Here is a 22,356-nt window from a genome sequence, read left to right on the forward strand (position 1 = left end):
GGAGTACCACGATGTCCGCGCGACCGGTCGCAGGCCGCAGACGAACACCCAAGCGCCAGGCTGTCCTCGAGCAGCTTGGCAAAAGCGACAGATTCCGCACCGCCCAACAACTGCATTCCGACATCCGCCAACATCACAGCGTTCGGATGGGACTGACCACCGTCTACCGCATTCTGCGCAACCTCGCCGAGGAAAACATCGCCGAATCCCAGCGCGGGGAGGATGGTGAAACCCTCTACCGGCTCCGCGCCACACCCGCCCACCGCCATTACCTCGTGTGCCGTCAGTGTGGTCGAGCTGTCGGCTTCACCGCCCACGACATCGAACACCTCTGCACGCGACTGGCCCACGAGCACGGCTACCGTGACATCACCCACCATGTCGACCTGTACGGCACATGTCCCCTCTGCCCCGCCACGTCCACCGGGGACCGCGCCGATCGCGTCGCGCGATGACGCGCAACAGCGCGCATGCCAGGAGTGGTTGGACCCGTCGACTAATAGACGAATAGGCGTAGGTGTTGGCCGGTTTGTCGATACGCGTCGTATCTGTCACGGCCTCCGTCGGGATGAAGCTGTCGGCACGCAGGGGGCGGCGTCCGACAACGATTCGGCATCGGTCGTGCGCGTCAGCCGGGACAAGGAGGGCGGACTCGATACGGTCCGGTCGTGCAAGGCAACGATTCGGCCATACGATCGGGATGCCGTGATTCGGTATCGCGGCGCGACGTGCTCAAATACGCCGCAACCGCGCCGGTGTTGTTGAGCCTGCCGACACTACCTCTGCTGGCCGCGCCGAAAGCCGACGCGAAGTCGCCGATCGCGGGCCGAATCGTGTTCCTTGATCCCGGCCACAACGGCGCTAACGACGCCTCAATCAACCGACAGGTCAACAACGGCCGCGGCGGCACCAAGGAATGCCAAACCACCGGCACCTGCACCGACAACGGATACCCCGAGCACACCTTCAACTGGGATGTGGTGCTGCGCGCCCGGGCGGCCTTAACGGCGCTGGGCGTGCGCTCCGCGTTGTCCCGGGGTAACGACAATGCGCTCGGACCCTGTGTGGACCAACGCGCTGCCATGGCCAACGCCCTACAGCCCGATGCGATCGTGTCCATCCACGCCGATGGCGGCCCACCCGATGGCCGGGGCTTTCACGTCAACTATTCCAACCCGCCACTCAACGACGCCCAAGCCGGACCCGCCGTGCAATTCGCCCAGACCATGCGCGACCAACTCGTCGCGGCCGGACTGCAGCCGTCGACCTACCGGGGTACTGACGGTCTGTACGGGCGCGCCGATCTGGCCGGGCTGAACTTGGCCCGCTACCCGTCGATCCTGATCGAGATGGGCAACATGAAAAACACTGCCGACGCCGCGATGCTGACCAGCGACCAGGGTCGGTCACGATACGCATCGGCCGTCGCCCAAGGTATCGCCGCCTACCTCGGCTCAACCGCCTCCACCCACGCCTGACGCGCCGCCCGGCGAAGGGTCGCTGAATGCCGGTCAATCTGCGGCGCGGGCGGCCTAGTGCGATGACCGGACGCCGCTGATCGCCTGCAAGTCAAGCCGTAAGCGGGAACGCTGGCCAATCAAACCGTTCCCTATTAGGTCGACTGGAACCCGGCGCACCTAATCGGGAACAGTCATAAACACTCGGTCGGGACCCCAGATAATTCCTGGTGTATGTGTCTTCGTGACGGCCGGTCGCGCCGCCCTCTAGATGGATCGCCTTGTGGCGCAACATAGCTCCACTTTGGCCGAGATTTTCAAGATCGGCTGCCTCCGATCCCGCTAATATGCTGCGACAGCCATGGGGCAAGGCTCCACGCTTTGAAACATGAGTGATCGGCTACGTGGGGGGTTTCGTGTTGAATTTTCGCCGCATGATTTCACTGGCGGCCTTGATTGCTCTAGTAACATGCGGCGTCGCCTGCTCTAGTGAGTCCACGCCGGGCTCAGCCGCAAAAGCGAAGACAACGGTGACCGATACTGGTTCAAATCGGCAGAGGGAACAACGGAGCTTCTTCCGGGGTCCTATGACGCGCCAACGCATTCGATAACGGTGACGACGACGCACTTCTCGTCGTTCTGGCCAGATTGGCTCAATCCCTCCAAATTCTTTAGCGGTGTCGTCGATAAGACGAAACAGCTTCTCGGCGTTAGCAATCCGAAGCCGGATTGCGTTGGCCAATCCGCTGTTTCGCAAGGCGTGACGTACACGGTGTCGAGCGTCACTGGAGATGTTGCGTGGCCATGCATCAGCGGCGACGATTCGCAACTCAAACTGACCCTGTAATCCAACAGTTCGTTGGTCTATCGGGTGCGAACGACGCCCGCGACGTCTGGAACCCCGGCTGCCGAACTCAATCTGACCGGCATCGCGGCAACGACGGTCTATAAGGAGCTGTTCGCCCGGTACGCCGACAAGGAGTCGGTGCTGCCTGCCAGCGGATCGGTCGATTTCGCGTTCGACGCGGATAACCCTCCGCAGGACGGCGCACTGTTGTCGGAGCCCGCTCTGGCGATGGTTGCCGTTCTCGTGCTTGGTATCGAAACAGCTGGCAAACCATTCGGACTCAGCGTGGTCAACAAGTTGACGGAGAATAGCGGCGCGCTGGAATGCATCTCGGGTAGTGCCATCGCTTCGGCGTTGCAAGATCCGGTGGAGATCGTCAAGGCGACATTGACGTGCATTCAACAGGTGCAGGACACGACTTCGCAGGTGATCATTGGGACGCTGCTGAGCGGAATCCCTGTCCTCGTGTCGATGATTCAGAGGATGTGGAGCCAGGTAAACGGGACCAATCAAGGGACGTTCACCGTGACGGCAACGGGCACTCGGACGGTGAAGGCCCCTGACCCTGTGTCCCAAGCTGCGCCCGCCGCTGGTCCTCCGGCAGGCGGCTGCACGATGGACCCTCAGTCGCTGGCTCTGCTTCGCCAATCGATTGCAGCTCAGCGGGCCACCGCTGCGCAGGCGACTGCGGCGCCTCCCTCATACCGCGCCAGCATTGAGGCGTCGGCCAAAGTGCTCGAAGACCAAATAGCGGCGGCGGGCTGCTAGGGACCCCAGTGTCAACAGTGACGCGCCAGATCCACCGCAGTATGCGCGGGCGCTCGTACAACTCGCTATGGAAGGAAAGGGCTTAACCCCAGCCTGGACGCAACCGGAGTTGAACCCCTTGCTTGCGAAGTTCAGCAGCGACCATCGTGTGCGAGACGCCGTACCGAGCACCAAGCCATGCCAGTGACTTGCCGGCTGCATAGAGCGTCGTAGCTTCCCTTGCCTGCTTGTCGGTCAGGCCCTGGCAGCCCCCACAACCCCCAAGCAGAAATCGCCGCGGTTAACGTAGCCGACTATGGGTGCTCTGGATGGTCGGGTCGCGTTCATCACCGGAGGTGCCCGCGGGCAGGGGCGCGCGCATGCCTTCGCGCTCGCCGCCGAAGGCGCCAACGTCGTCATCGCCGACGCACCCCGTGCCATGGCGGGGCTGACGTATCCGCTAGGCACGCAGGACGATCTCCACGACACCGCCAAGCAGGTCGAGGCGTTGGGCAGCGTCTGCATTCCGGTCGAAATGGATGTCCGCGATGCCGCCGCGGTAGATGCGGCCGTTGAGGAAACGGTCAACAGGTTGGGAAGTCTCGACATCGTTGTGGCCAACGCCGGGATCGTGAGCACCGGCCCGTTGGACGACGTCACCGACGAGATCTGGCAGCAGCTGGTTGACACGAATCTGACAGGTACGTTTCACACTCTGCGTGCCGCGACACCGGTGATGCGACGGCAGCGTTTCGGCCGGATTGTCGTCACGTCGTCAATGGGTGGCCGCATGGGCATCCCAGAGCTGGCCGCCTACAACGCAACCAAATGGGGAGTCATCGGGCTCGCCAAGTCGCTCGCCCTCGAGGTCGCCAAGGAGGGCATCACGGTCAACGTCATCTGCCCCACCACGGTGCAGACACCCATGGTGCAGCCCGAAGGCGGTGACGATGTTCCCGACGACCTCGTCCGTCGCATGATGAAGGGAAATCCGATTCCTCAGCCGTGGCTTGCTCCCGAGGATGTCAGTCGCGGGCTCCTATACCTGGTCACGGATCCGGGCGTGATCACCGGCAGTGTCCTCGAGATCGGGCTTGGTGGCAGCGCTCGAATTCACTAAGAGCACAAGCCTTTTGGGGGCGTCGCTAGATCGCGGGCTGAGATGCCGGCGCCAGCGTGATCGCTTCTTGCATACCCCGGGTCGCCAGCCTGTCGGCCAGCTCGTTGTCGGCGACGCCGGCGTGTCCTTTCACCCAGAACCACTCGACGCGGTGCCGCGCGCACGCCGCTTGGAGCCGCTGCCATAGGTCGACGTTCTTCACCGGCAGCTTGGCGGCGGTCTGCCAGCCGTTGCGCTCCCAGCCGAGAACCCACTTGGTGATCCCGTTGCGGACGTAGGTGCTATCGGTGTGAAGGTGCACGACTACTGGTCGGGTGAGCGCCTCCAGCGCCATGATCGGCGCCGTCAGTTCCATGCGATTGTTGCTGGTCGTACCCGGCTCGCCGCCGCACATCTCGCGGACGTGCCTGCCCTGGCGCAGTACGGCCCCCCAGCCGCCGGGCCCGGGGTTGGGTCTGCACCCGCCGTCGGTGTGAATGACCACGACGTCTTCGTCCGCGATCCGGCCGAACAGGACACCATCGATGACCGGACCGCGATCCTTTTGCTCGACCATTCGCCGAGGATAGGCAGCAGGTTGGGCGATGGGCTCCGCGACTCGCGGGGAACCCGCCGGGCGGTAGATTGCCACGCGTGAGCGAAGACAGAGTTCGTGTGCGGACAGGCCCCAACGGCGTCGCAACGGTCACGATGGTGCGCTCGGATAAGCACAATGCGCTCGACCAAGGGATGTTCGAAGGATTGATGAACGCCGCCGCGCAGCTGGCAGGCGAAGCGTCGGTTCGCGCAGTGGTGCTGCACGGCGACGGCAAGAGCTTCTGCTCTGGCCTGGACATTGCAAGCTTCATGTCAGGCGAGGGCGGCACCGGCGTCCTATTGCAGCGCGACGAGGGGCGGCTGGCAAACCTCGCTCAGCGCGTGACGTACGACTGGTCATTGGTGCCGGTGCCGGTGATCGCCGCGATACACGGCAATTGCTTCGGCGGCGGTCTACAGATCGCGCTCGGTGCCGACATCCGGATCAGCGCGCCGGACGCGAAGTTGTCTGTCATGGAGATCAAGTGGGGCCTAGTTCCCGACATGGGTATCACGCAGACGCTGCCGCGGCTCGTTCCGATCGACGTCGCAAAAGAGTTGACGTTCAGCGGTCGCATCGTCTCCGGGAGTGAGGCTTTGAAACTTGGGCTCGTAACTCGGACCGACGAGGATCCGCTCTCTGCGGCGCTGGCCCTCGGGGACGAGATCGCGCAGAAGTCACCGGACGCGGTGCGCGCCGCCAAGCGTCTCTACGACGAGACGTGGGCCAGTAATGACACCGCCGCCGCGCTGATGCTCGAATCCGACCTGCAGACCGGCCTGATCGGTAAGCCCAACCAGATTGCAGCCGTCGTCGCTGGAATGTCGGGCGAGCCGCCAGTTTTCGTCGACCCTGTGTAGCGACCGCGCCTTGACGAGCCGCGCGCGGCCCCCATGTCTGTATGTCCCGGTGAAGGACGACCTACCGCCGAAGAGGTCAAGCGGTGGCGTCATCTCTCTTATGGTTAGCCGGTGGACGGGACCCCCTTCGGCCGCTACCAGTTGGTTGAGCTGCTGGGCCGCGGCGGTATGGGCGAGGTCTGGAGGGCATACGACACGGCCATGAACCGGGTGGTCGCGTTGAAGGTGCTGCCCGCGAACCTCGCTGATGATGCCCAGTATCAGGCCCGCTTCCGCCGAGAAGCGCAGGCTGCCGCCAGCCTGGATGAGCCGCACATCGTCCCGATTCACGATTTCGGCGAAATCGACGGGCGCCTCTACGTGACGATGCGGCTGATCGACGGCAAGACCATCGATGCCTTGGTGGCCGACGGCCCGCTGGCACCCAAACGCGCCGTCTCGATCGTCGAGCAGATTGCTGCCGCCCTGGGCGCCGCTCACAAAATTGGGTTGGTGCACCGCGACGTCAAACCGTCGAACATCCTGGTGACCCCCGACGATTTCGCCTACCTCATCGATTTCGGGATCGCCCGTGCGGCCGAGGCGACCAAGCTCACGAGCACCGGCGCGACGATCGGCACGTTGGCTTACATGGCGCCCGAGCGATTCACCACCGACCACACCGACGCGCGGGCCGACATCTATGCGCTGACGTGCGTGCTGCACGAGTGCCTGACCGGGTCACAGCCGTTTCCTGGCGACAGCCTGGAACGCCAGATCACCAACCACCTGACGATGCCGCCGCCGCGCCCGTCGACCATGCAGCCCGGGATTTCACCGCAGATGGACCAGGTCATTGCTACCGGCATGGCCAAGAATCCCGACGATCGCTACTCGACGACCAAGGACCTGGCGGTCGCCGCCCGGGCCGCGCTGACGGCTCCGATCCTGCCCAGTCAGCCGCCGCCACCGCCTGCGCCCAGTTGGTCGGCGCCGCTTCCGTACCCCGACACGGGATCCAGCTCCGTGGCGGCCAGTGCAGCCACGCAGTACAGCGCGCCTCCCCAGCCTGCGCCGTGGCCGCCGCCTGCCATGCCGGGTCCGCAGCAGGCGCAGGCTGCATCTTCGTGGTGGCAAAACCCCGCCGTCTGGATTTTGGCGGGACTGGCGACGGCGGTCGTCATTGTCGTCGCCGTCGTCGCTGTAATCGTGTGGCCCGACGGCAGTTCAACCAGTCGCCCGACTACGCGGGCTCAACCAACCGGGCAGCAATTTCCGTCCGCGCCAAGCACAAAGCCTTCTGCGCCCGGCACGACTCACCCGGGCACCACTTCCGCACCGACCGCAACCCAGTCGACGCCCAGCGGACCGTCACAGCTGCAGACGTCTGACGGGCTGCGCGGGTTGCTCGACACAATGCGTGGCCACTTCGGCGACACCATGGGATTCCAATTGGTGATCTACCCGACTTACGCTGTGCTCGAACGCGTCTCGCCGACCAACAGCCATGTCGAGCAGGACTTCATGTACCGCGACGGCCAGTGGAACAGTTGGGGATCGGATACGACGACGAGTTCATTCAACGTGCTCGCCGATCTCAGCGCATTCGACGCCAACGCGGTGGCCGCCACGATGGCCGGTGCACCCCAAGCCCTCGGTGCGCCGCCCGAGGACAGCCAGATGTACTTGATCGTCGAGGGCGCTGAAGGCGGCGGCCCGGCCTTGGCGATCCATTCTGCGGCTCCCGGCACTGGTTACATGCAGGTCAACTCGGACGGCAGCATCAAGAAGGTCTTTCCGCCGTAACGAGTTAATCGCCTGTGCGCGTGGAGGTTTCGTCGACGCCGACATTCACCGCGCATCCCTCCGTCTGCCTCCACGAGCCGTGGTCGGTGAGTCCTGCGAGTAGTGCGGCAGCAGCCTTTTGAGTGCTCCCACCCGGTCGATGGAGGAGTCGTGGGCGCGCCACACTTCACCCATTCCGCCGCGCGCCAGTCGAATGCCCGGCGTCCGTTTCGGCTACCGAATCCGTCGACACCGCATATCGTGTCCATGAACCGAATCCGCCGGGAGGCCGGGCCACGTGATGCTCGTCGATTGGTACGTGCAGATCGTTCATTTCGATCGGCGCATGCATCTCAACCTCGACCTGGGCCCCCTGCACATTCATCTTCACGCACGCGCCGTGTTCTTCATGTGGATCACCGTGGCGATCCTCGTAATCGGCGGAATCGCCGTGTTCGCGTCGCGCAAGCGCGAATTGATCCAGAAGTGGACCACCTGGGTACTCATTGCACCGATCGTCGGCATTCCGGTCTGGATAGGACGTGGACCCACCGCCGCCCTTGCCGCCGCGTTGGCCGTGGTCGCGGTGGTCGAGTACGCGCGGTTGGTGAAGCTCAGCAAGGTCGACACCGGCATCCTGTTGGCGCTGAGTGTCCTTTATCCATTGGCAGCATGGCTCCGTCCGTCGTTGTTGGGCCTCGCGCCGATCGTGGTGTTGGCCTGTGCGTTGCCCTCGGTTCTCGGCGGTGATGTCGAACATGGCGGCAGGCGTACGGCGTTCACCGCGTTCGGGTCGGTGTGGATCTGTTGGTCCTTGGCGCATCTGGTGATGGTGTGGCCAGATACCTTCCTGGTGGCCTTCGCTGCCTCCGCTGCCGACGTCGCCGCCTGGTGCGGTGGAAAAGGGTTGCGCCGCTTCGGTTGGGCACGTAAGCCGTTATCGCCGTTGAGCCCGAACAAGACGGTCGGGGGATTGGTCGGCGCGTTCATCGGCGCGTTTCTCGTGCTGACGTTGTTGGGCACAATTTCGGTCGGTCTGCTCGTCGCAGTGGCGTTTGGCGGCCTGCTCGGCGACCTGTTGGAGTCGATGGTGAAGCGACAGGCACAAGTCAAGGACGCCGGCACCTGGCTACCGGGATTCGGAGGTCTGCTCGACCGGATCGACTCGCTGTTGCTCGTCTTACCGCTGGCTTACCTCCTCGGATGATGGGCAGTGGCGGGTTCCGTTCTGCTGGAACAGAGTTCAGCGGTCGTCAGTCGCGGATCTGGTCGATGATCGCCGCCCTGGTCGCAGCCCCGTACGGCTTGGCGGTGGCGTTCCTGTGGGGTTACGCCGAAGCGCTGAGTTGGTTCATCGTCGCGGAGATGGCGCTGATCCTGCTTGCCGCCGCCGTTCCTCGGCGAGTGATGCCGTGGGCCGCGGCGGTGATCGCCGGGTCGGTGCTCGGTGTACTCACCAACGCGTGGCTGACATCTCGCGGTGTGTTGTTGCCGGCGCCGCTGACCACGCCGCGAATGGTCGCGACGGCCTTCGATCAACTTGCTGCTGGACCGAGCGCGATCATGCATCAGGCCTTGTCGGGCATCCCGGTCAAGGTGTATGCCCGCGCGGCCGGTGAGCACCACATCGACCTGTGGCATCTGGCGGGCTGGACCCTGCTGGAGCGCGGACTGCGGATATCTGGCGTCGGTTTGGTGGTATGGGTTCTGTCAAAGCTGTTGCACCCCTTGCTAAGACGGCTCTACGGCGGCTATCTGGTCATCGCCATCCTGGTGTTCACGGTCGGGCTTTCCGCTGTGTTTGCGGCGTGGTCATGATGAGTCGGCCGCCTCTGCACACGATCACCGTGTACGCCGGTGGTTGGCACCGCACGTTCGGGCCGGGCGGCGACCTCGTCATCGGACGCGACGTCCACGCGGATATCCGACTGCCACAGCCAGGGGTCTCGCGGGCCCACGTCCTGCTGCGATACCTCGACGGTCAGTGGGTCGCCGTCGACAACGCCAGCACGAACGGAATGTTCGTCGACAAACAACGGGTGTCATCGGTGGACATTCGCGACGGGCAGACCATTCACATCGGCGAACCCGACGGTCCGCCGGTGACATTCGAGCTCGGCCGTGATGGCGAACCGCCGGACGATCGGACCACGATCCCGACCGAATTGTCGAACATCGTCACGAATGTGATTCGGGTGCTGCGGCCAGGTGCAGAGCCGCCGCCCGGTTCGACCACCATCGGCCGCGAGGTCGACAACGACATCGTCATCCCTGATCTGCTTGCCTCGCGCCATCACGCCCGGTTGATACCGACCGCTCAGGGGGTGCAGATCCAAGACATCAGCAGCAATGGGACGTTCGTCAACGGGCAGCGGATCAGTGAAACCTACTTGGCCGTTAACGACGTCGTCACGATCGCCAATGTCGACATGCTTTTCGTCGACGACGGCACGTTGGTCCCCCGTCGCGCACCCGCCGCAGAGCCCGGCCTCGACGTCCGCGACATCAGCTTGAGTATCACAGGCAATCACACTCTGCTGGAACGGGTTTCGTTCTCTGCGAAGCCTGCCACTCTGACGGCGGTGATCGGCCCCTCGGGTTCCGGCAAGTCGACGCTGTTGAACGTGATCGCGGGGGCGATTCGGCCACACGGCGGTTTGGTGTCTTTCGACGGGCACGACATCCATGCCGAGTACGCGTTGCTGCGCAACCGGATCGGCATGGTGCCGCAGGACGATGTCGTACATCGGCAACTGACCGTCACCCAGGCCCTGGGGTATGCGGCGGAATTGCGAATGTCGCACGACACCACCAAAGACGAACGACTGTGGGTGGCCCGCCAGGTGCTCGAGGAGCTTGAACTAACGCCGCACGCGGACACTCGTATTGAGAATCTGTCGGGCGGGCAGCGCAAGCGGGCGTCGGTCGCGTTGGAATTGCTGACCGGTCCGTCGCTTCTCGTCCTCGATGAGCCGACGACCGGGTTGGACCCAGCGCTGGACCAGCTGGTGATGAAGATGCTTCGCCAGCTTGCCGACGCCGGTCGCATTGTCGTGGTGGTGACCCACTCGTTGGCATACCTCGACGTTTGCGATCAGGTGTTGCTGCTCGCCCCTGGCGGCAAGACCGCATACTGCGGCCCGCCGGGTGAGCTGGGCGACGCGATGGGCAGCACTGATTGGGCCGACATCTTCACCGATATCGAGGCCGATCCCGATGCCGCCCATCGGCGATTCCTCGAGCGGGCCGAAAGCCCCATCGAACCGCGCGCTCAGGCCGAGCCCAAGCAACCGGTGGGTAAACCCGTGCGCGCCGGGCTATGGCGCCAGTTGTCGACGGTCGCACGCCGCCAGGTCCGGCTGATCCGGGCGGACCGCGGCTATTTCGTGTTTCTGGTCTTGTTGCCGTTCCTGCTCGGGCTGCTGCCCCTCGCGGTGGCCGGCCAAACCGGCTTCGGTAAGGCGGCAATCGAGAGTGCCGCACCGAACGAACCCAAGCAGATCGTGGTCTTGCTCAACCTCGGTGCGATCTTCATGGGGACGGCGCTCACTGTTCGAGAACTTGTCGGCGAACGCATCATCTTCCGCCGCGAACAGGCGGCCGGATTGTCGACGTCGGCATATCTGGGGGCCAAGGTTGTGGTGTTCGCGGCGGCCGCGGTGGTTCAGTCGGCCATCCTGGTACTGATCGTGACGGCACCAACCATCGGCAAGGGCGTGCCGCTCGGCGCTTCGGTGCTCGGCAGCCCAAGGTTCGAGCTGTTCGTTGACATCGCGGCAACGTGCGTGGCGGCCGCAATCCTTGGCCTGTTGGTATCGGCGTTGGCGCAGAACAGTAATCAGGTGTTGCCGCTGATGGTCGTGACGGTCATGACGCAGCTCGTCTTGGCGGGCGGCTTCATCCCGGTGACTGACCGGCCGTTGGACCCGGTCTCCTGGCTGACCCCGTCACGATGGGGATTGGCTGCGACGGCGTCGACGGTCGATCTGACGAATACGGTTGCCGTGATCCCGCGTGACTCGCATTGGAAGCACACCGCGGCGGCATGGACGTTCGACATCGGCATGCTCGGCGTGCTCGCGGTGTGCTACTTGGCCTTCGCGCGGCGGAAGATTCGGTTCAAAGCGATCACCAAGTAGGCGTGGTCAGGCGGCCAGCGCGTAGCGGTTGACGGCTCTCGATTGGAGGCCATCCCGCAGCGCCAGTACCGACGCCCGCAGCTCCTCCGACGATGCGGTGTTCGGATCGATGGGTTCGCCGATCCAAACCTGCATGGGGGCGGGGGACCAGTGGCCACCCTTGGGCAGCACGTCGGCCGTGCCCGTGAGCGCCACCGGCACAATCGGCACACCGCATTCGCGCGCCAATCGTAGTGCACCCGAACGGAACTCGCCAATGCTGCCGTCGGTCGAACGGGTGCCCTCGGGGTAGAGGACGACGGTGCGTCCGGCCTTCAGTGCGGGGCGCACCGCGGCCAGCAGCGAGTCGTACGAGCCGCCGCCCGAGCGTCGCACCGGCAGCACGCCGGCGAGCGACGTCGCGATGAACCGGCGCACCGGCACGTCGAACCAATAGTCGGCTGCCGCGCCGAACACGGGCTTGGCCTTGGGCGGAAGAGCGGCCAGCAGGACCGCGGTGTCGGCGTGCGAAGAGTGGTTGGCCACCACGATGCAACCACCGGTGCCGCGCCACTTGCCGCTTACGCTCAGGCCGCCAGAGACCGCGCTAGCGATGCGCCACATCCAGTGCCGCAGCACATAGGAGAGGGCGGTCATGCTGCCACCGCCGTCAAGATCGGGCGGGTCGGCAGATCGATCACGTCGAGGACCTCCTGCTCGCGCTTCTCTGCCAGCTCACGCCGGGCGGCGCGCAGCCGCAGCACCGTGGTCAGGATCGAACCGTTGACCATCTGCATCAAGAGCACCGGCATGATGAACGGGATCGCGGTGGCCAGCACCACGAACAAGCAACGTTCGGTCTTGCCCAACGGGCCGCCATTGCGCCGCGTCGCGCCTGCCGCCGCTGCGGCCAGCGAGGCGAACGTGGGCAGCGTCGCGGCCAGCGCGGCCGCAAGAACCTGAATCACGGACCAGGACAGCCACTGGAAGCCGGGGCCGTGCAGTCGCGCCGCGAACACGGCGAGGCCTGCGAAGGTCAACAAGTCCGAGACGCGGTCACCGATCTCGTTGACCACGAAGCCCCACGGCCGGCTCACCCCGCGGGCTCGGGCGACGGCTCCGTCGAGGTTCGCTCCGGCCAGTCGCAGCGCGAGAAGCAGTGCGGCCAGCGGCCACCATCCCAGCGCGACGGTCACTCCGGCGGCACCGGCCGCGACGACGCCGGCGGCGGTGAAAACGTCAGGTGACACGTGGTGCGCCACGGCGGTGTTGAGAATCGGCGTTAGTCGCCTGGTGTACCAGGGCTTCAGTGCGTACAGGCCGATCATGGTTCGTTCCTTTCGCGGTAGTTCGGCCTGTGGGGCCGGTCACGAAAAGATTGCGACCGCGGGCTTGGTGGATCCTTGGCGGATTCTTGATAGCCGACGCCAACGCATGATTTCTGATAGCTGTACACCCAAATCAGCCTTAACAGAAGGTGCCTATGATTTGCTGGCGGACGGCTGGAGATGCACGCTTGCCGGCAAGATCAGCACATGTGCACACGGGCCACATCCGTCACAGCCGGCGTTTATCCGCCAAGATCATGATCGAGCTAGCGCCTGGCTGTGCGGCTGCTCGTGAATCCTTGCACCGCATGCGATCGCACGAAGCCCGCGACCACCTCGTCGTCGTCCAAATTCAACATCGACGACGGCGTGCTGAACAACGAGAACAGCATCCGGCCGAACCACTCGCCTGCGGCCGTCACATCGAGGTCCTTGCGCACCTCGCCGGTTAGCTTGGCCGCGGTGAGGTAGGGCGCGAGGAACTCGGTGCACTCACGCAGCAGCACCGCGGCGTTCTTCGTCAGCAGCAGGCTCACTTCGTCTGCGTCGAAGTATGTTTCGGGCTCGACAAACCGCCGCGCCCTCGTCACGAACACCGCCGCGCATGCCAGCTTGTCCTCCAGCGATTCACCCCGGCCCATTGCCTTGGCCATCTCGCGGTAGAACCGCTGCGACGAATGCTCGGCACACGCCTCGACGATCGCAGATTTGTCTTGGAAGTATTCGTAGACCGTGCTTCGCGAGACATCGGCCGCCCGGGCGATGTCGACGACGGTCGTCTTGGTCAACCCATGCTTGCCGAAGCAGGCCATGGCGGCGTTGATGATCACCTCGCGTGTGTCGGTCGCGGTCGTCTCGACTGTCATCACTTCAGCCTCAGTTGTCTGGTCCCAGGATCAGCGCACTCGTGGGAACGCCGGTTCCCGACGTGATCAGCACGTGTTCAACGCTTTCCACCTGGTTGTACGACGTGCCGCGCACCTGACGCACGCCCTCCGTGATGCCGTTCATCCCATGGATGTACGCCTCGCCGAGCAACCCGCCGTTCGTGTTGATCGGTAGTTCACCGCCGAGCGAAAGTCTCTCGACCGTCACGAAATCCTTGGCCTCGCCGCGCCCGCAGAAACCCAGCTCTTCGAGTTGCGCGAACACGAACGGAGTGAAGTGGTCGTAGAGGAACGCCGTCTGAATATCGGTCGGTTTGAGTCCTGAATCGCGCCAGAGCTTTTCGGCGACCACCCCCATTTCCGGCAGACCGGTGATGTCGTCGCGGTAGTAACTCGTCATCATCTCGCCCTCCGCTGCCGCACCCTGCACCGCGGCAGTGATGACCGCAGGGGGACGGGGCAGGTCTCGGGCTCGTTCGACGCTGGTGATGACCACCGCGACACCACCATCGCTTTCCTGACAGCAGTCCAGAAGGCGAAGCACCGGCTCGATGACCCAGCGCGAGTTCTGATGGTCCTCGAGTGTGATCGGCCGCTCATAGAACCAGGCGTCGGGGTTGCGCGCCGCGTGGGCGCGATCGACGACCGAGATACGACCAAAGTCCTCGTTGGTCACGCCGTAGGTCGACATATACCGCTGAGCGTGCAGTGCGACCCAGGCCGCGGGTGTCAGGAGGCCGAAAGGCGCGTAGTTCGCCATGAACATTGGCGTCTCGGCGGTCGGCCGTGCGGTGGCGCCGCCGAACCGAAATCCGGACCGTTCGTTGAACGCGCGGTAGCACACCACGGCGTTGGCCGTCCCAGTTGCGACAGCCATGGCGGCCTGCACCACCGTCCCCGCCGCCGCACCGCCGCCATGGTGGACCCGGGAGAAGAACGTCAGATCGCCGATGCCGACGTTGCGCGCGATGTCGATCTCATCGCTCGTATCCATCGTGAACGTGACCATGCCGTCGACATCACTGGGATGCAGCCCGGCGTCGTCGATCGCGGCTTTGACTGCCTCGCAGGCCAGTTGGAGCTCGCTGCGCCCGGACTCTTTGGAGAATTCGGTCTGTCCGATGCCCGCGACCGCTGCCTTCCCGCCCAGCGCGCTCATCCGACCCGGTCTTCCAGCAGGCTCACGGTCGCGGTCCCAGACACATGATCACCGAGACTGTTGCTGCCCTTGAATGCGACCTCGACGAACCCCTCTCCGTCCGCACCTTCGGACTTGTCGGTGACAGTGCCGGTGAACGTCAGCGGATCGTTGGGGAACGACGGCACGCCCAATCGGATCGCCAATTTGGTCACCATCGCCTCCGGCCCAGCCCATTCGGTAAGGAATCGGACACACAGTCCATTGGTGGTGAGGATGTTCATGAAGATGTTGGGTGAACCCTGTTTCTTCGCGAACTCGGGATCGTGGTGTACCGGCATGAAGTCGCGCGACGCAATCGCGCCCGCGACGATCACCGTTGCGGTGACCGGAATCTCGAGCGGAGTCACCTCGTCGCCGACGTTGATGTCGTGCCAGTCGAGTGTTGTGGTGCGGAGCTTGGCCGTTGTCATTGCACTCCTTCGTCAGTATGCGGCGCCGAGCCGCGCTAGGTGTGCGGACGCCGAACCCAGCGTCAGCTCATTGTGTTTGGCCCACAGGAAGTAACGGAACAGGGGATAGGTGGTGTCGATGCCGATACCCCCATGTACCTGTTGAGCGGTCGCCGCGACGCGCGCGCCGGCCTCAGCGGCCCAGAACTTCGCGATGCTGGCTTCGCGCTGTGCCTGCCGGTCTTGACCGAGGAGCCACGCGGCCTGCCACGTCGTCCAGCGAATCGCCTCGACGTCGATGAACGCATCCGCCATCCGCTGCTGCACGGCCTGAAAGCTGCCGATCGGTCGGCCGAACTGTTCGCGTTCTGTTGTGTACGCGGCCGCGATGTGCAGCGCACGGTCGGTCACACCGAGCTGGACCGCGCACAGTCCGACCACGGCGCGGGCGTACACGTCATCGAGGTCGGCGTGAAGGTAGCCCTCCTCGGAAGCCACTGCGCCGTCCAGGAAAACATCTGCATGCGGTTCGCGATTGGTCGTTTCGACGGGCCGCACATCCACACCGCTGTCGTCGGTATCAATGAGGAACACACGGACATCGCCCTCGTCGGTGGCGGCGGGTACAAGCACTGTGTTGACCAGTTGGGCCGCTGGTACCAACTCCTTGACGCCGCTGATGCGCCAGCGGCCGCCGTCGCGGCTCGCCGTCGTCGAACGGGCGCTCGGGTCGGACCGGGCCGGTTCTGCCAAACTCATTGTGAGCAATAGATTCCCGTTGATGACGTCGGGCAGGTACCGCTGCTGTTGCGCTTCGCTGCCGTGGCGCGCGATGGTGTCGGCGCCGAGCAGAAGCGTGGCGTAGAGCGGCACCGGCGCGACGCTCCAGCCGACCTCGGCGAGCAGTAACGCCAGCTCCAGGAAGCCGTGTCCACTGCCACCGACGCTCTCGGGCAGTGCAATTCCAAGAAGGTCTGCTGAGGCGAGCTCACGCCAGAGCGAAGCGTCGTAGCGCTGATCGTCCGCCTCGAGTTCGGTGAGGCGTTCGGGTGTGGCGCGGTGCTCGAACAACTGGCGGGCGATATTGGCGATCGTCTCTTGCTCTTCGGTGAACGTGAAGTCCATGCTCGTCATTTATCTGGCCGGCCGGAACTGGTGCAGGACAAGGTCGTTCCCGTCGAGGGTGTCGAAGGTCTGGTAGAAGACTTCAACGGGCATACCGACCTCGACATCAGTGGGTGCGATGTCGCATAAGTTCGACACCAGCCGGACTCCTTCGTCGAGTTCGACCAGCACGACGATGTAGGGGTACTCCATCAGCGGCATGGGGGGATGCTGCGGCATCACGTAGCTGTACACGGTTCCGCGACCCGACGACTCGACGGTGTCCCATTCCAGCGAGTTGCATGCCGGGCACATCGGGCGGGCCGGGTGCCGGACCTGTTGACATCCCTGGCACCGCTGAATGAGTAGCTTGTGTTCGCGCAACCCGTTCCAGAAGAACGCGGTGTCCGGGCTGACTGTCGGCGCCAGTCTGGTTGCCATCAGGCCCCTGCCGTTCCGCCGGGGACCGCTGCCTTGAATCGGAAGACCCGGAATCGCTGTCTGCCGAGCACTTCGCCGTTCTGATCGGTGTAGGTCGACAACCACGTGATGAAATGACCGGTGCCGAGGGAGGTTTTCTTCTCATCGGAGATGTCTTCGTACACCTGCGTCACCGATATCACATCGCCGAGGCGCGGGTAGCGTTCGATCTCGAACTCGGAGTTGGTTGCGACGATGCCGGCGAAACCCGCTTCCTCGATGAACGCCGCCGGGTTGCGGCCCATCTCAATCGGCGCGCCGCCGCGTTCGGCGATGCCTTCGATCTTCGGCGCCGGCATTGTCCACGTCTGCAGCATGACGGGCGGCGACACGATACCGCCGAACCGTGATTTCTCGGCGAACTCAGGGTCGAGATACACCGGGTTCATGTCAGATAAGGCATGCGCCCAGTGCCGAATCATTGGCTGGTTCACCGGGTCCGGTGCAACGGTCGGCTTGCCGGACCCGCCGGTCGGCTGGCCGATCAGCGCGTCGAGTTTCTTGCGAAAATCGGTGTCGGTGCTTGTCGTTTCTCCGCGCAAGGGCTCGTCAGTCATGTGGCCTTCCCGTTCTGTGCCCGTAGGTCCCGTGGAGCGCGCGGCATGAAAAGGCCGGCCATCGCGATGATGTCGCGCTGCAGTTCGTTGGCGCCGCCTCCGAAGGTGTTGATCACCGCGATCCGGTATGCCGACTCGAGGGCCCCGCGCAGCGGCGCATCCTCGCCCCTCCGCGTGCCTGCGCTGTCGAGCACCTCGAGCAATTCGCGGGCCACCTGCTGGGTCAGTTCGGTGCCGAAGACCTTGACAGCAGACGCCTCGCCCATGCCCAACGCGCCTTTGGTCATCGCCGCATTGACCCGCAGATTCATGATCTTGTAGGCGGCGACCTGCGCCTCGACCCGCGCGAGCGCCTGCCGCACCCAAGGCTGGTCGATGACGCACCCATCGTCGAGTTCGGTCGTCTGCGCCCACTGCAGCGTCTTTTCGAACAACGGCTCGAGTGCACCCATGTTGCCCAGTGCCGCGCGTTCGAAGTTCAGTTGCGTCGTGATCAGCCCCCAGCCCTCGTTCTCACCGGCGACAATAGAACTGGCGGGCACCCGCACATCGTCGTAGAACGTGTAGAACGTAGATATCCCCGGCATGGTGTGCAACGGCTTGCACGAGAATCCCGGCGACGACGTCGGCACGATGAAGATCGAAATGCCCTTGTGTTTCTTGGCATTCGGGTCCGTGCGTGCCGCCAACCAGATGTAGTCGGCATAGGCCGCGCCACTGGTGAAATTCTTCTGACCGTTGATGATGTAGTCGTCGCCGTCGCGCACCGCCGTGGTGCGCAGGGACGCCAGATCGCTTCCCGCCGAGGGCTCCGAGTAACCGATCGCGAACTCGACGGTGCCGTTCAGGATCGCCGGCAGAAACTTCTGCTTCTGCTCATCGGTGCCGCGCTGTGCAAGCGTCGGCCCCACAGTGTTGAGTGTTACCAACGGGATGGGTGCATTCACCCGTTGCGCTTCTTCGAAGAAGATGACCTGCTCGAGCGCGGTAAAGCCCCGTCCACCATATTCTTTCGGCCAGCCAACGCCGAGCAGGTGTGCGGCCCCGAGCGCCCGTACACAGTCCTTGACGGCCTCGCCGCCCTCCATCCGACCTGCCACCGCCGCGATGCGTTCGGGTGTCATGACCGCCTCCAGCGCCCCGCGGATCTCGGCGCGCAACTCCTTCTGCTCTGTAGTGAAGTCCAGATACATGCTCAGGTCGCCGTTCCGAGTCGGACGGGCATCCGCTTGACGCCGGGGACCATGGTCGCCCGCATCCTGTCGACATCGCCTACGAGCCCGAGCTCGGGATAGCGGCCGAGCAGTACCTCGAAGAAGACACGGGCTTCAAGGCGCGCCAGCTGAGAGCCGACGCACGAGTGCTCACCACAGCCAAATGCGATGTGCGGGTTTGGATGCCGCGTGACCTTGAATTCCTCAGCGTCGGGACCGAAGGTCTCTTCGTCACGATTGGCAGAGCCGTACAGCATGACGACCATGTCGCCCTCGCGGATGCGCTGCCCGCGGATCTCGACGTCCGTCGTCGCCGCACGGGCCATGTGTGTCACTGGGCTGGTCCAGCGCAGCATCTCCTCGACCGCAGCGGGGATCAACGCTGGGTCCGCGATGAGCTTGGCGGTTTCGTCGGGGTGATCGATTAGCGCCAACGTGCCCAATGCGATCAGATTTCTGGTGGTCTCGTTGCCAGCGACGAGTAGCAGAAACGCGAAATTCAGTAGGTCTTCGTCGGTCAGCCTGGCACCGTCGACCTCGGCGGTGGTCAGCACCGACAGCATGTCGCTTCGCGGTTCGGCGCGACGTGCGGCAATCAACTGCTGAAAATACTCGAACAGCTCGCCGACAGCCACGAGCGAATCCAGTTCGATCTCGGGATCGGCATTCCCGGTGCATGCATCAGACCACCTGCGGAACTTCTCCCAATCGTCGGATGGGGCGCCGAGCAATTCGGCGATCATCCGGGTCGGCAACGGTGCCGCGATCTCTTCGGCGAATTCGTGAGTGGACCCGGGCCGCACGTCATCGAGAACGCCGTAGACGATCTCGCGCACCTTCGGCTCGAGGACCGCCACCTGCCGCCGGGTGAAACCGGTATTGATCAGCTTTCGCAACTGACGATGCCGCGGCGGGTCGGTGAAGATCAGGTTGCCCTCCTGGACCGGGTTCGGCATCACAGGGTCGGGGATGGTGATGCCCTTGGTCGAGGAGAACTTGTCCGGATTGGTGGACACGTACCGAATGTCTTCGTACCGCAGCAGCGCCCAGAACTTGGTGTCGTCGTTCCAGCACACCGGGGCGTTCGCCCGCAGTTCCTTGTACGCCGGGTACGGGTCCCCAGCGTAGAAGTCGGGTGAGTGCAGCGGGAATGTGGTGCGCAGCGCGGCCTCCCTCCGATGCAACATGATCGGACATTTCAAACCAATCTGTCCGATATCTAACGTGTCTACTGGACGGTGGTGCGCCTGTCAATACAGGGGTATTCCCTTGGTTTGCAGTGAAGTTAGGCCCGTGTGATTGACGCACCTAGTCCGACAGGTGTAGATCATGTGTTGAGGGAAAGGACCCGGGTGACGGCAGCACTGGCGGGGCTTCGCGTTATCGAGATCGCGGGGGAGATCGCGGGCCCGTACTGCACGAAGTTGCTTGTCGACCTCGGCGCCGAAGTCACCAAAATCGAGCCACCGTCAGGGGATCCGCTTCGTGGCTGGGGGCCCTTCCCCGGTGGTGTGCCCGATCCCAATCGCTCGGGATTGTTCGAGTATCTCAACGCTGGAAAGCACGGCACCACGCTCGATCTCACGGAAGATCCGTTCGTCGCCCGCCAACTGATTGCGCACGCGCACGTGCTCGTCGACGCACTTCCACCCGGCTCACTTGATCGCTGCGGGCTCGACATCGAGGCATTGAACGTGTTGAGTCCCGGCCTCGTCGTCGTCCGCATCTCGGACTTCGGCCAGCACGGGCCGTGGCTTGACCGCGTCGCCACACCGCTGACAATGCAAGCGGCATCGGGCTGGATACACAAGCGGGACCCCGATCGGCCACCGGTGCAAGCGGGTGCGCGGATTTCCGAATATGTCGCCGGCGGGTACGCCGCGCTCGGTGCACTTACGGCGTTACGGACACGGTCGGGGGCCACGAATGAGCCTGTCGAAGTGGATGTTTCCGTGCTGGAGTCTCTTCTGTCGACGTTGCCGTATCCCATGCTGATGGCAGAACGGATGCGAAAGCTTGGTCTGCCCACCAACACTCGGGCTGCGCTGCTCCTGGGCATTGTCCGCGCCGCGGATGGGTGGATCGGGATCAACTGTCTGACGGGCCAGCACTGGCTCGACGTGTGCACGATGCTGGATCTGCCGGAGTACGGCGAGCACCAGATCGCGATCATGATGTGCGGTCCCGAACGTGCGGAATTCTTCGCCAAGGCGAAGCCGTGGCTGGCCCAGCGTCGCGTCGCCGAGATCCTGGAGTTGAGCCAGGCGTTTCGAATACCCGCGTCGCCCATCAACGATGGTGCGACCGTGCTGCAGTGTCCGCAGTACGCAGAGCGTGAGTTCTTCGTCGGCGGCGGTGGCACGGATTGGTCGTTCCGCAGGCCCGGCGCTCCGTTCCGGTTATCGCGTACTCCCGTACTGCCGCCGCGCGCTGCGCCGCGCCTCGGCGCACAACACGTCGAAACCCGTACAGGAGTTGATGATTGGCAAACTACCGGTGCAGACGCAGAGCCCTCGCTGCCGTTCGCAGGTCTCAAGGTTCTGGATCTGACCACATTCTGGGCCGGCGCCTACCTGACGTGCTATCTCGGTGCGTTCGGCGCGGAGGTCGTGAAAGTGGAATCGATCCAACGCCCCGACGGACACCGCTACTCAGGGGCGTGGTCCTACGAGGGTGAGCACTGGTATGAGCGCAGCGCCATGTGGCAGGGCACTAACCTCAACAAGCGCGACATCACCCTCGATCTGACCTCGGAGCGCGGACGTGAATTGGCGCGTCGACTCGTCCTCGACGCGGACGTGGTGATCGAGAACTTCTCACCGCGGGTAGTGGAGCACTTCGGGTTGGATTACGAGTCTCTGAAGGACCTCAACCGCGATGTAATCCTGGTGCGAATGCCGGGATTCGGCTTGCGCGGCCCTTGGCGAGACTTTGTCGGTTGGGCGCTCAACTTCGAGCAGACCTCAGGCATGTCCGCCGTCACCGGATACGCCGATGGACCGCCGTGCAACCTGCAAGGGCCCGCCGATCCTATCGTCGGTGTGCACGCCGGCGTGGCATTACTCGCAGCGCTCGAATATCGGCGGCGGACCGGCGAAGGGCAACTCATCGAGGTCGCGCAGATTGAGGTCGCGGCGTGTGTTGCTGCCGAACCGGTGATCGAATATTCAATGAACGCGAACGTGCAGTTGCGCGAAGGCAATCGCTGTCGCGGTCGCTTGCAAGGTGTGTATCCCACCGCTGCTGAGGACGAATGGGTTGCGCTGTGCGTGCGTGACGAAACCGACTGGACTGGCTTGCTCACCGCGATGAGACGATCCGAAACTCGCTGCGCCAATCACGACGAGTTCGACGCATTCGTTGTTGATTGGACCCGAACTCGAACCGCGGTAGAAATCATTGAAGGTCTTGGTGCGCACGGCGTTCCGGCGGAGCAGGTGATGACCCCCGACCGGATGTATGAGTTACCTCAACTCGACGCACGGAGATACTACGACGAGGTCGAGCATCCGATCACCGGAAAGCATCACTACCCCGGTTGGCCGTTCACGATGACACCCGGCCCCAGCCGCCCTCACCGGTTCGCACCGCCGATGCTCGGTCAACACAACGTGGAGGTCCTACGCGAACTCGGCCTCACCGATGACGAGATCGACGACCTGCGCGTGCATCGCATCATCGGCGAAACCGCGCTGAACACATAGCG

General features: G+C 64.0%; 21 protein-coding genes. 10 read left to right on the forward strand and 11 right to left on the reverse strand.

All coding sequences use genetic code 11. The features are described 5' to 3' along the window. The first annotated feature begins 11 nt into the window (after window positions 1–11). The 4 genes from MYCSM_RS35890 to MYCSM_RS09825 all read left to right on the forward strand — a co-directional run bounded on the left by MYCSM_RS35890 (window position 12) and on the right by MYCSM_RS09825 (window position 4,171). Entirely contained in the window at window positions 12–455 is a 444-nt protein-coding gene (locus MYCSM_RS35890; RefSeq protein ID WP_015305996.1) for a Fur family transcriptional regulator, read from the forward strand. A gap of 273 nt (window positions 456–728) precedes the next feature. Beyond that, window positions 729–1,478, forward strand: a complete 750-nt coding sequence (locus MYCSM_RS09810; protein WP_015305997.1) for an Rv3717 family N-acetylmuramoyl-L-alanine amidase — start codon at window positions 729–731, stop codon at window positions 1,476–1,478. Window positions 1,479–2,328: 850 nt separating this feature from the next. Next, window positions 2,329–3,072: a hypothetical protein gene (locus MYCSM_RS09820; RefSeq protein WP_015305998.1), complete on the forward strand. Its 744-nt coding sequence runs from the start codon at window positions 2,329–2,331 to the stop codon at window positions 3,070–3,072. A gap of 295 nt (window positions 3,073–3,367) precedes the next feature. Continuing rightward, window positions 3,368–4,171: a mycofactocin-coupled SDR family oxidoreductase gene (locus MYCSM_RS09825; protein WP_015305999.1), complete on the forward strand. Its 804-nt coding sequence runs from the start codon at window positions 3,368–3,370 to the stop codon at window positions 4,169–4,171. 25 nt (window positions 4,172–4,196) lie between these two features. Here the strand turns inward: MYCSM_RS09825 and rnhA are convergent, their stop codons facing one another. Next, window positions 4,197–4,727, reverse strand: coding sequence for a ribonuclease HI (gene rnhA, locus MYCSM_RS09830; protein ID WP_442928513.1), 531 nt, complete (start codon window positions 4,725–4,727; stop codon window positions 4,197–4,199). 77 nt (window positions 4,728–4,804) lie between these two features. Between rnhA and MYCSM_RS09835 the strand changes: the two genes are divergently transcribed. The 5 genes from MYCSM_RS09835 (at window position 4,805) to MYCSM_RS09855 (ending at window position 11,511) form a co-directional block, all read left to right on the forward strand. Then, a complete protein-coding gene (locus MYCSM_RS09835; protein ID WP_041311694.1) occupies window positions 4,805–5,608 on the forward strand; it encodes a crotonase/enoyl-CoA hydratase family protein in 804 nt (267 codons plus the stop codon). Between the two features lie 111 nt (window positions 5,609–5,719). Further along, on the forward strand, window positions 5,720–7,393 hold the full coding sequence (locus tag MYCSM_RS09840) for a serine/threonine-protein kinase (RefSeq protein ID WP_015306002.1): 1,674 nt from the start codon (window positions 5,720–5,722) through the stop codon (window positions 7,391–7,393). Between the two features lie 280 nt (window positions 7,394–7,673). Further along, a complete protein-coding gene (locus tag MYCSM_RS09845) occupies window positions 7,674–8,579 on the forward strand; it encodes a phosphatidate cytidylyltransferase (protein WP_015306003.1) in 906 nt (301 codons plus the stop codon). 65 nt (window positions 8,580–8,644) lie between these two features. After that, on the forward strand, window positions 8,645–9,190 hold the full coding sequence (locus MYCSM_RS09850) for a hypothetical protein (RefSeq protein WP_015306004.1): 546 nt from the start codon (window positions 8,645–8,647) through the stop codon (window positions 9,188–9,190). Further along, entirely contained in the window at window positions 9,190–11,511 is a 2,322-nt protein-coding gene (locus tag MYCSM_RS09855) for an FHA domain-containing protein (RefSeq protein WP_041313742.1), read from the forward strand. Before MYCSM_RS09850 ends, MYCSM_RS09855 begins: the two co-directional genes overlap by 1 nt. Before the next feature lie 6 nt (window positions 11,512–11,517). On the opposite strand, the gene MYCSM_RS09860 is transcribed toward MYCSM_RS09855, so the two are convergent. The 10 genes from MYCSM_RS09860 to MYCSM_RS09905 form a co-directional block, all read right to left on the reverse strand. Beyond that, window positions 11,518–12,147, reverse strand: coding sequence for a lysophospholipid acyltransferase family protein (locus MYCSM_RS09860; RefSeq protein ID WP_015306006.1), 630 nt, complete (start codon window positions 12,145–12,147; stop codon window positions 11,518–11,520). Then, window positions 12,144–12,818 carry a CDP-alcohol phosphatidyltransferase family protein gene (locus tag MYCSM_RS09865; RefSeq protein WP_015306007.1) on the reverse strand — a complete coding sequence of 225 codons (675 nt, stop codon included), beginning with the start codon at window positions 12,816–12,818 and terminating at the stop codon, window positions 12,144–12,146. The genes MYCSM_RS09860 and MYCSM_RS09865 overlap by 4 nt, the downstream gene beginning before the upstream one ends. A 266-nt stretch (window positions 12,819–13,084) precedes the next feature. Further along, on the reverse strand, window positions 13,085–13,684 hold the full coding sequence (locus MYCSM_RS09870; protein WP_015306008.1) for a TetR/AcrR family transcriptional regulator: 600 nt from the start codon (window positions 13,682–13,684) through the stop codon (window positions 13,085–13,087). Window positions 13,685–13,694: 10 nt separating this feature from the next. Then, the gene (locus MYCSM_RS09875; RefSeq protein WP_015306009.1) at window positions 13,695–14,864 is read right to left on the reverse strand and encodes a lipid-transfer protein; all 1,170 of its coding nucleotides are present in this window, start codon (window positions 14,862–14,864) and stop codon (window positions 13,695–13,697) included. Then, window positions 14,861–15,316, reverse strand: coding sequence for a MaoC family dehydratase (locus MYCSM_RS09880; RefSeq protein WP_015306010.1), 456 nt, complete (start codon window positions 15,314–15,316; stop codon window positions 14,861–14,863). The genes MYCSM_RS09875 and MYCSM_RS09880 overlap by 4 nt, the downstream gene beginning before the upstream one ends. 12 nt (window positions 15,317–15,328) lie before the next feature. Then, entirely contained in the window at window positions 15,329–16,420 is a 1,092-nt protein-coding gene (locus tag MYCSM_RS09885) for an acyl-CoA dehydrogenase family protein (protein WP_041313750.1), read from the reverse strand. Between the two features lie 9 nt (window positions 16,421–16,429). Continuing rightward, window positions 16,430–16,840 (reverse strand): Zn-ribbon domain-containing OB-fold protein, encoded by a 411-nt coding sequence (locus MYCSM_RS09890; RefSeq protein WP_015306012.1) that lies wholly within the window; start codon window positions 16,838–16,840, stop codon window positions 16,430–16,432. Then, window positions 16,840–17,436 carry an FAS1-like dehydratase domain-containing protein gene (locus MYCSM_RS09895; protein ID WP_015306013.1) on the reverse strand — a complete coding sequence of 199 codons (597 nt, stop codon included), beginning with the start codon at window positions 17,434–17,436 and terminating at the stop codon, window positions 16,840–16,842. Before MYCSM_RS09895 ends, MYCSM_RS09890 begins: the two co-directional genes overlap by 1 nt. After that, a complete protein-coding gene (locus MYCSM_RS09900) occupies window positions 17,433–18,629 on the reverse strand; it encodes an acyl-CoA dehydrogenase family protein (RefSeq protein WP_015306014.1) in 1,197 nt (398 codons plus the stop codon). The genes MYCSM_RS09895 and MYCSM_RS09900 overlap by 4 nt, the downstream gene beginning before the upstream one ends. Before the next feature lie 2 nt (window positions 18,630–18,631). Continuing rightward, window positions 18,632–19,837 carry a cytochrome P450 gene (locus MYCSM_RS09905; protein WP_015306015.1) on the reverse strand — a complete coding sequence of 402 codons (1,206 nt, stop codon included), beginning with the start codon at window positions 19,835–19,837 and terminating at the stop codon, window positions 18,632–18,634. Window positions 19,838–20,002: 165 nt separating this feature from the next. Here MYCSM_RS09905 and MYCSM_RS09910 point away from each other — a divergent pair, with 165 nt between their 5' ends. Continuing rightward, window positions 20,003–22,354, forward strand: a complete 2,352-nt coding sequence (locus MYCSM_RS09910) for a CaiB/BaiF CoA transferase family protein (protein ID WP_015306016.1) — start codon at window positions 20,003–20,005, stop codon at window positions 22,352–22,354. The last annotated feature ends 2 nt before the right edge of the window (window positions 22,355–22,356 follow it).

The organism is Mycobacterium sp. JS623 (genome assembly GCF_000328565.1).
Classification (GTDB): Bacteria; Actinomycetota; Actinomycetes; order Mycobacteriales; family Mycobacteriaceae; genus Mycobacterium.

Coding starts and splice junctions, on each gene's coding strand:
- MYCSM_RS09905 (WP_015306015.1), bottom strand. CDS start 19,837: ATGTTGCATCGGAGGGAGGCCGCGCTGCGCACCACATTCCCGCTGCAC.
- MYCSM_RS35890 (WP_015305996.1), top strand. CDS start 12: ATGTCCGCGCGACCGGTCGCAGGCCGCAGACGAACACCCAAGCGCCAG.
- MYCSM_RS09890 (WP_015306012.1), bottom strand. CDS start 16,840: ATGGCAACCAGACTGGCGCCGACAGTCAGCCCGGACACCGCGTTCTTC.
- MYCSM_RS09900 (WP_015306014.1), bottom strand. CDS start 18,629: ATGTATCTGGACTTCACTACAGAGCAGAAGGAGTTGCGCGCCGAGATC.
- MYCSM_RS09880 (WP_015306010.1), bottom strand. CDS start 15,316: ATGACAACGGCCAAGCTCCGCACCACAACACTCGACTGGCACGACATC.
- MYCSM_RS09860 (WP_015306006.1), bottom strand. CDS start 12,147: ATGACCGCCCTCTCCTATGTGCTGCGGCACTGGATGTGGCGCATCGCT.
- MYCSM_RS09895 (WP_015306013.1), bottom strand. CDS start 17,436: ATGACTGACGAGCCCTTGCGCGGAGAAACGACAAGCACCGACACCGAT.
- MYCSM_RS09825 (WP_015305999.1), top strand. CDS start 3,368: ATGGGTGCTCTGGATGGTCGGGTCGCGTTCATCACCGGAGGTGCCCGC.
- MYCSM_RS09845 (WP_015306003.1), top strand. CDS start 7,674: ATGCTCGTCGATTGGTACGTGCAGATCGTTCATTTCGATCGGCGCATG.
- MYCSM_RS09870 (WP_015306008.1), bottom strand. CDS start 13,684: ATGACAGTCGAGACGACCGCGACCGACACACGCGAGGTGATCATCAAC.
- MYCSM_RS09885 (WP_041313750.1), bottom strand. CDS start 16,420: ATGGACTTCACGTTCACCGAAGAGCAAGAGACGATCGCCAATATCGCC.
- MYCSM_RS09855 (WP_041313742.1), top strand. CDS start 9,190: ATGAGTCGGCCGCCTCTGCACACGATCACCGTGTACGCCGGTGGTTGG.
- MYCSM_RS09865 (WP_015306007.1), bottom strand. CDS start 12,818: ATGATCGGCCTGTACGCACTGAAGCCCTGGTACACCAGGCGACTAACG.
- rnhA (WP_442928513.1), bottom strand. CDS start 4,727: ATGGTCGAGCAAAAGGATCGCGGTCCGGTCATCGATGGTGTCCTGTTC.
- MYCSM_RS09875 (WP_015306009.1), bottom strand. CDS start 14,864: ATGAGCGCGCTGGGCGGGAAGGCAGCGGTCGCGGGCATCGGACAGACC.
- MYCSM_RS09850 (WP_015306004.1), top strand. CDS start 8,645: ATGATCGCCGCCCTGGTCGCAGCCCCGTACGGCTTGGCGGTGGCGTTC.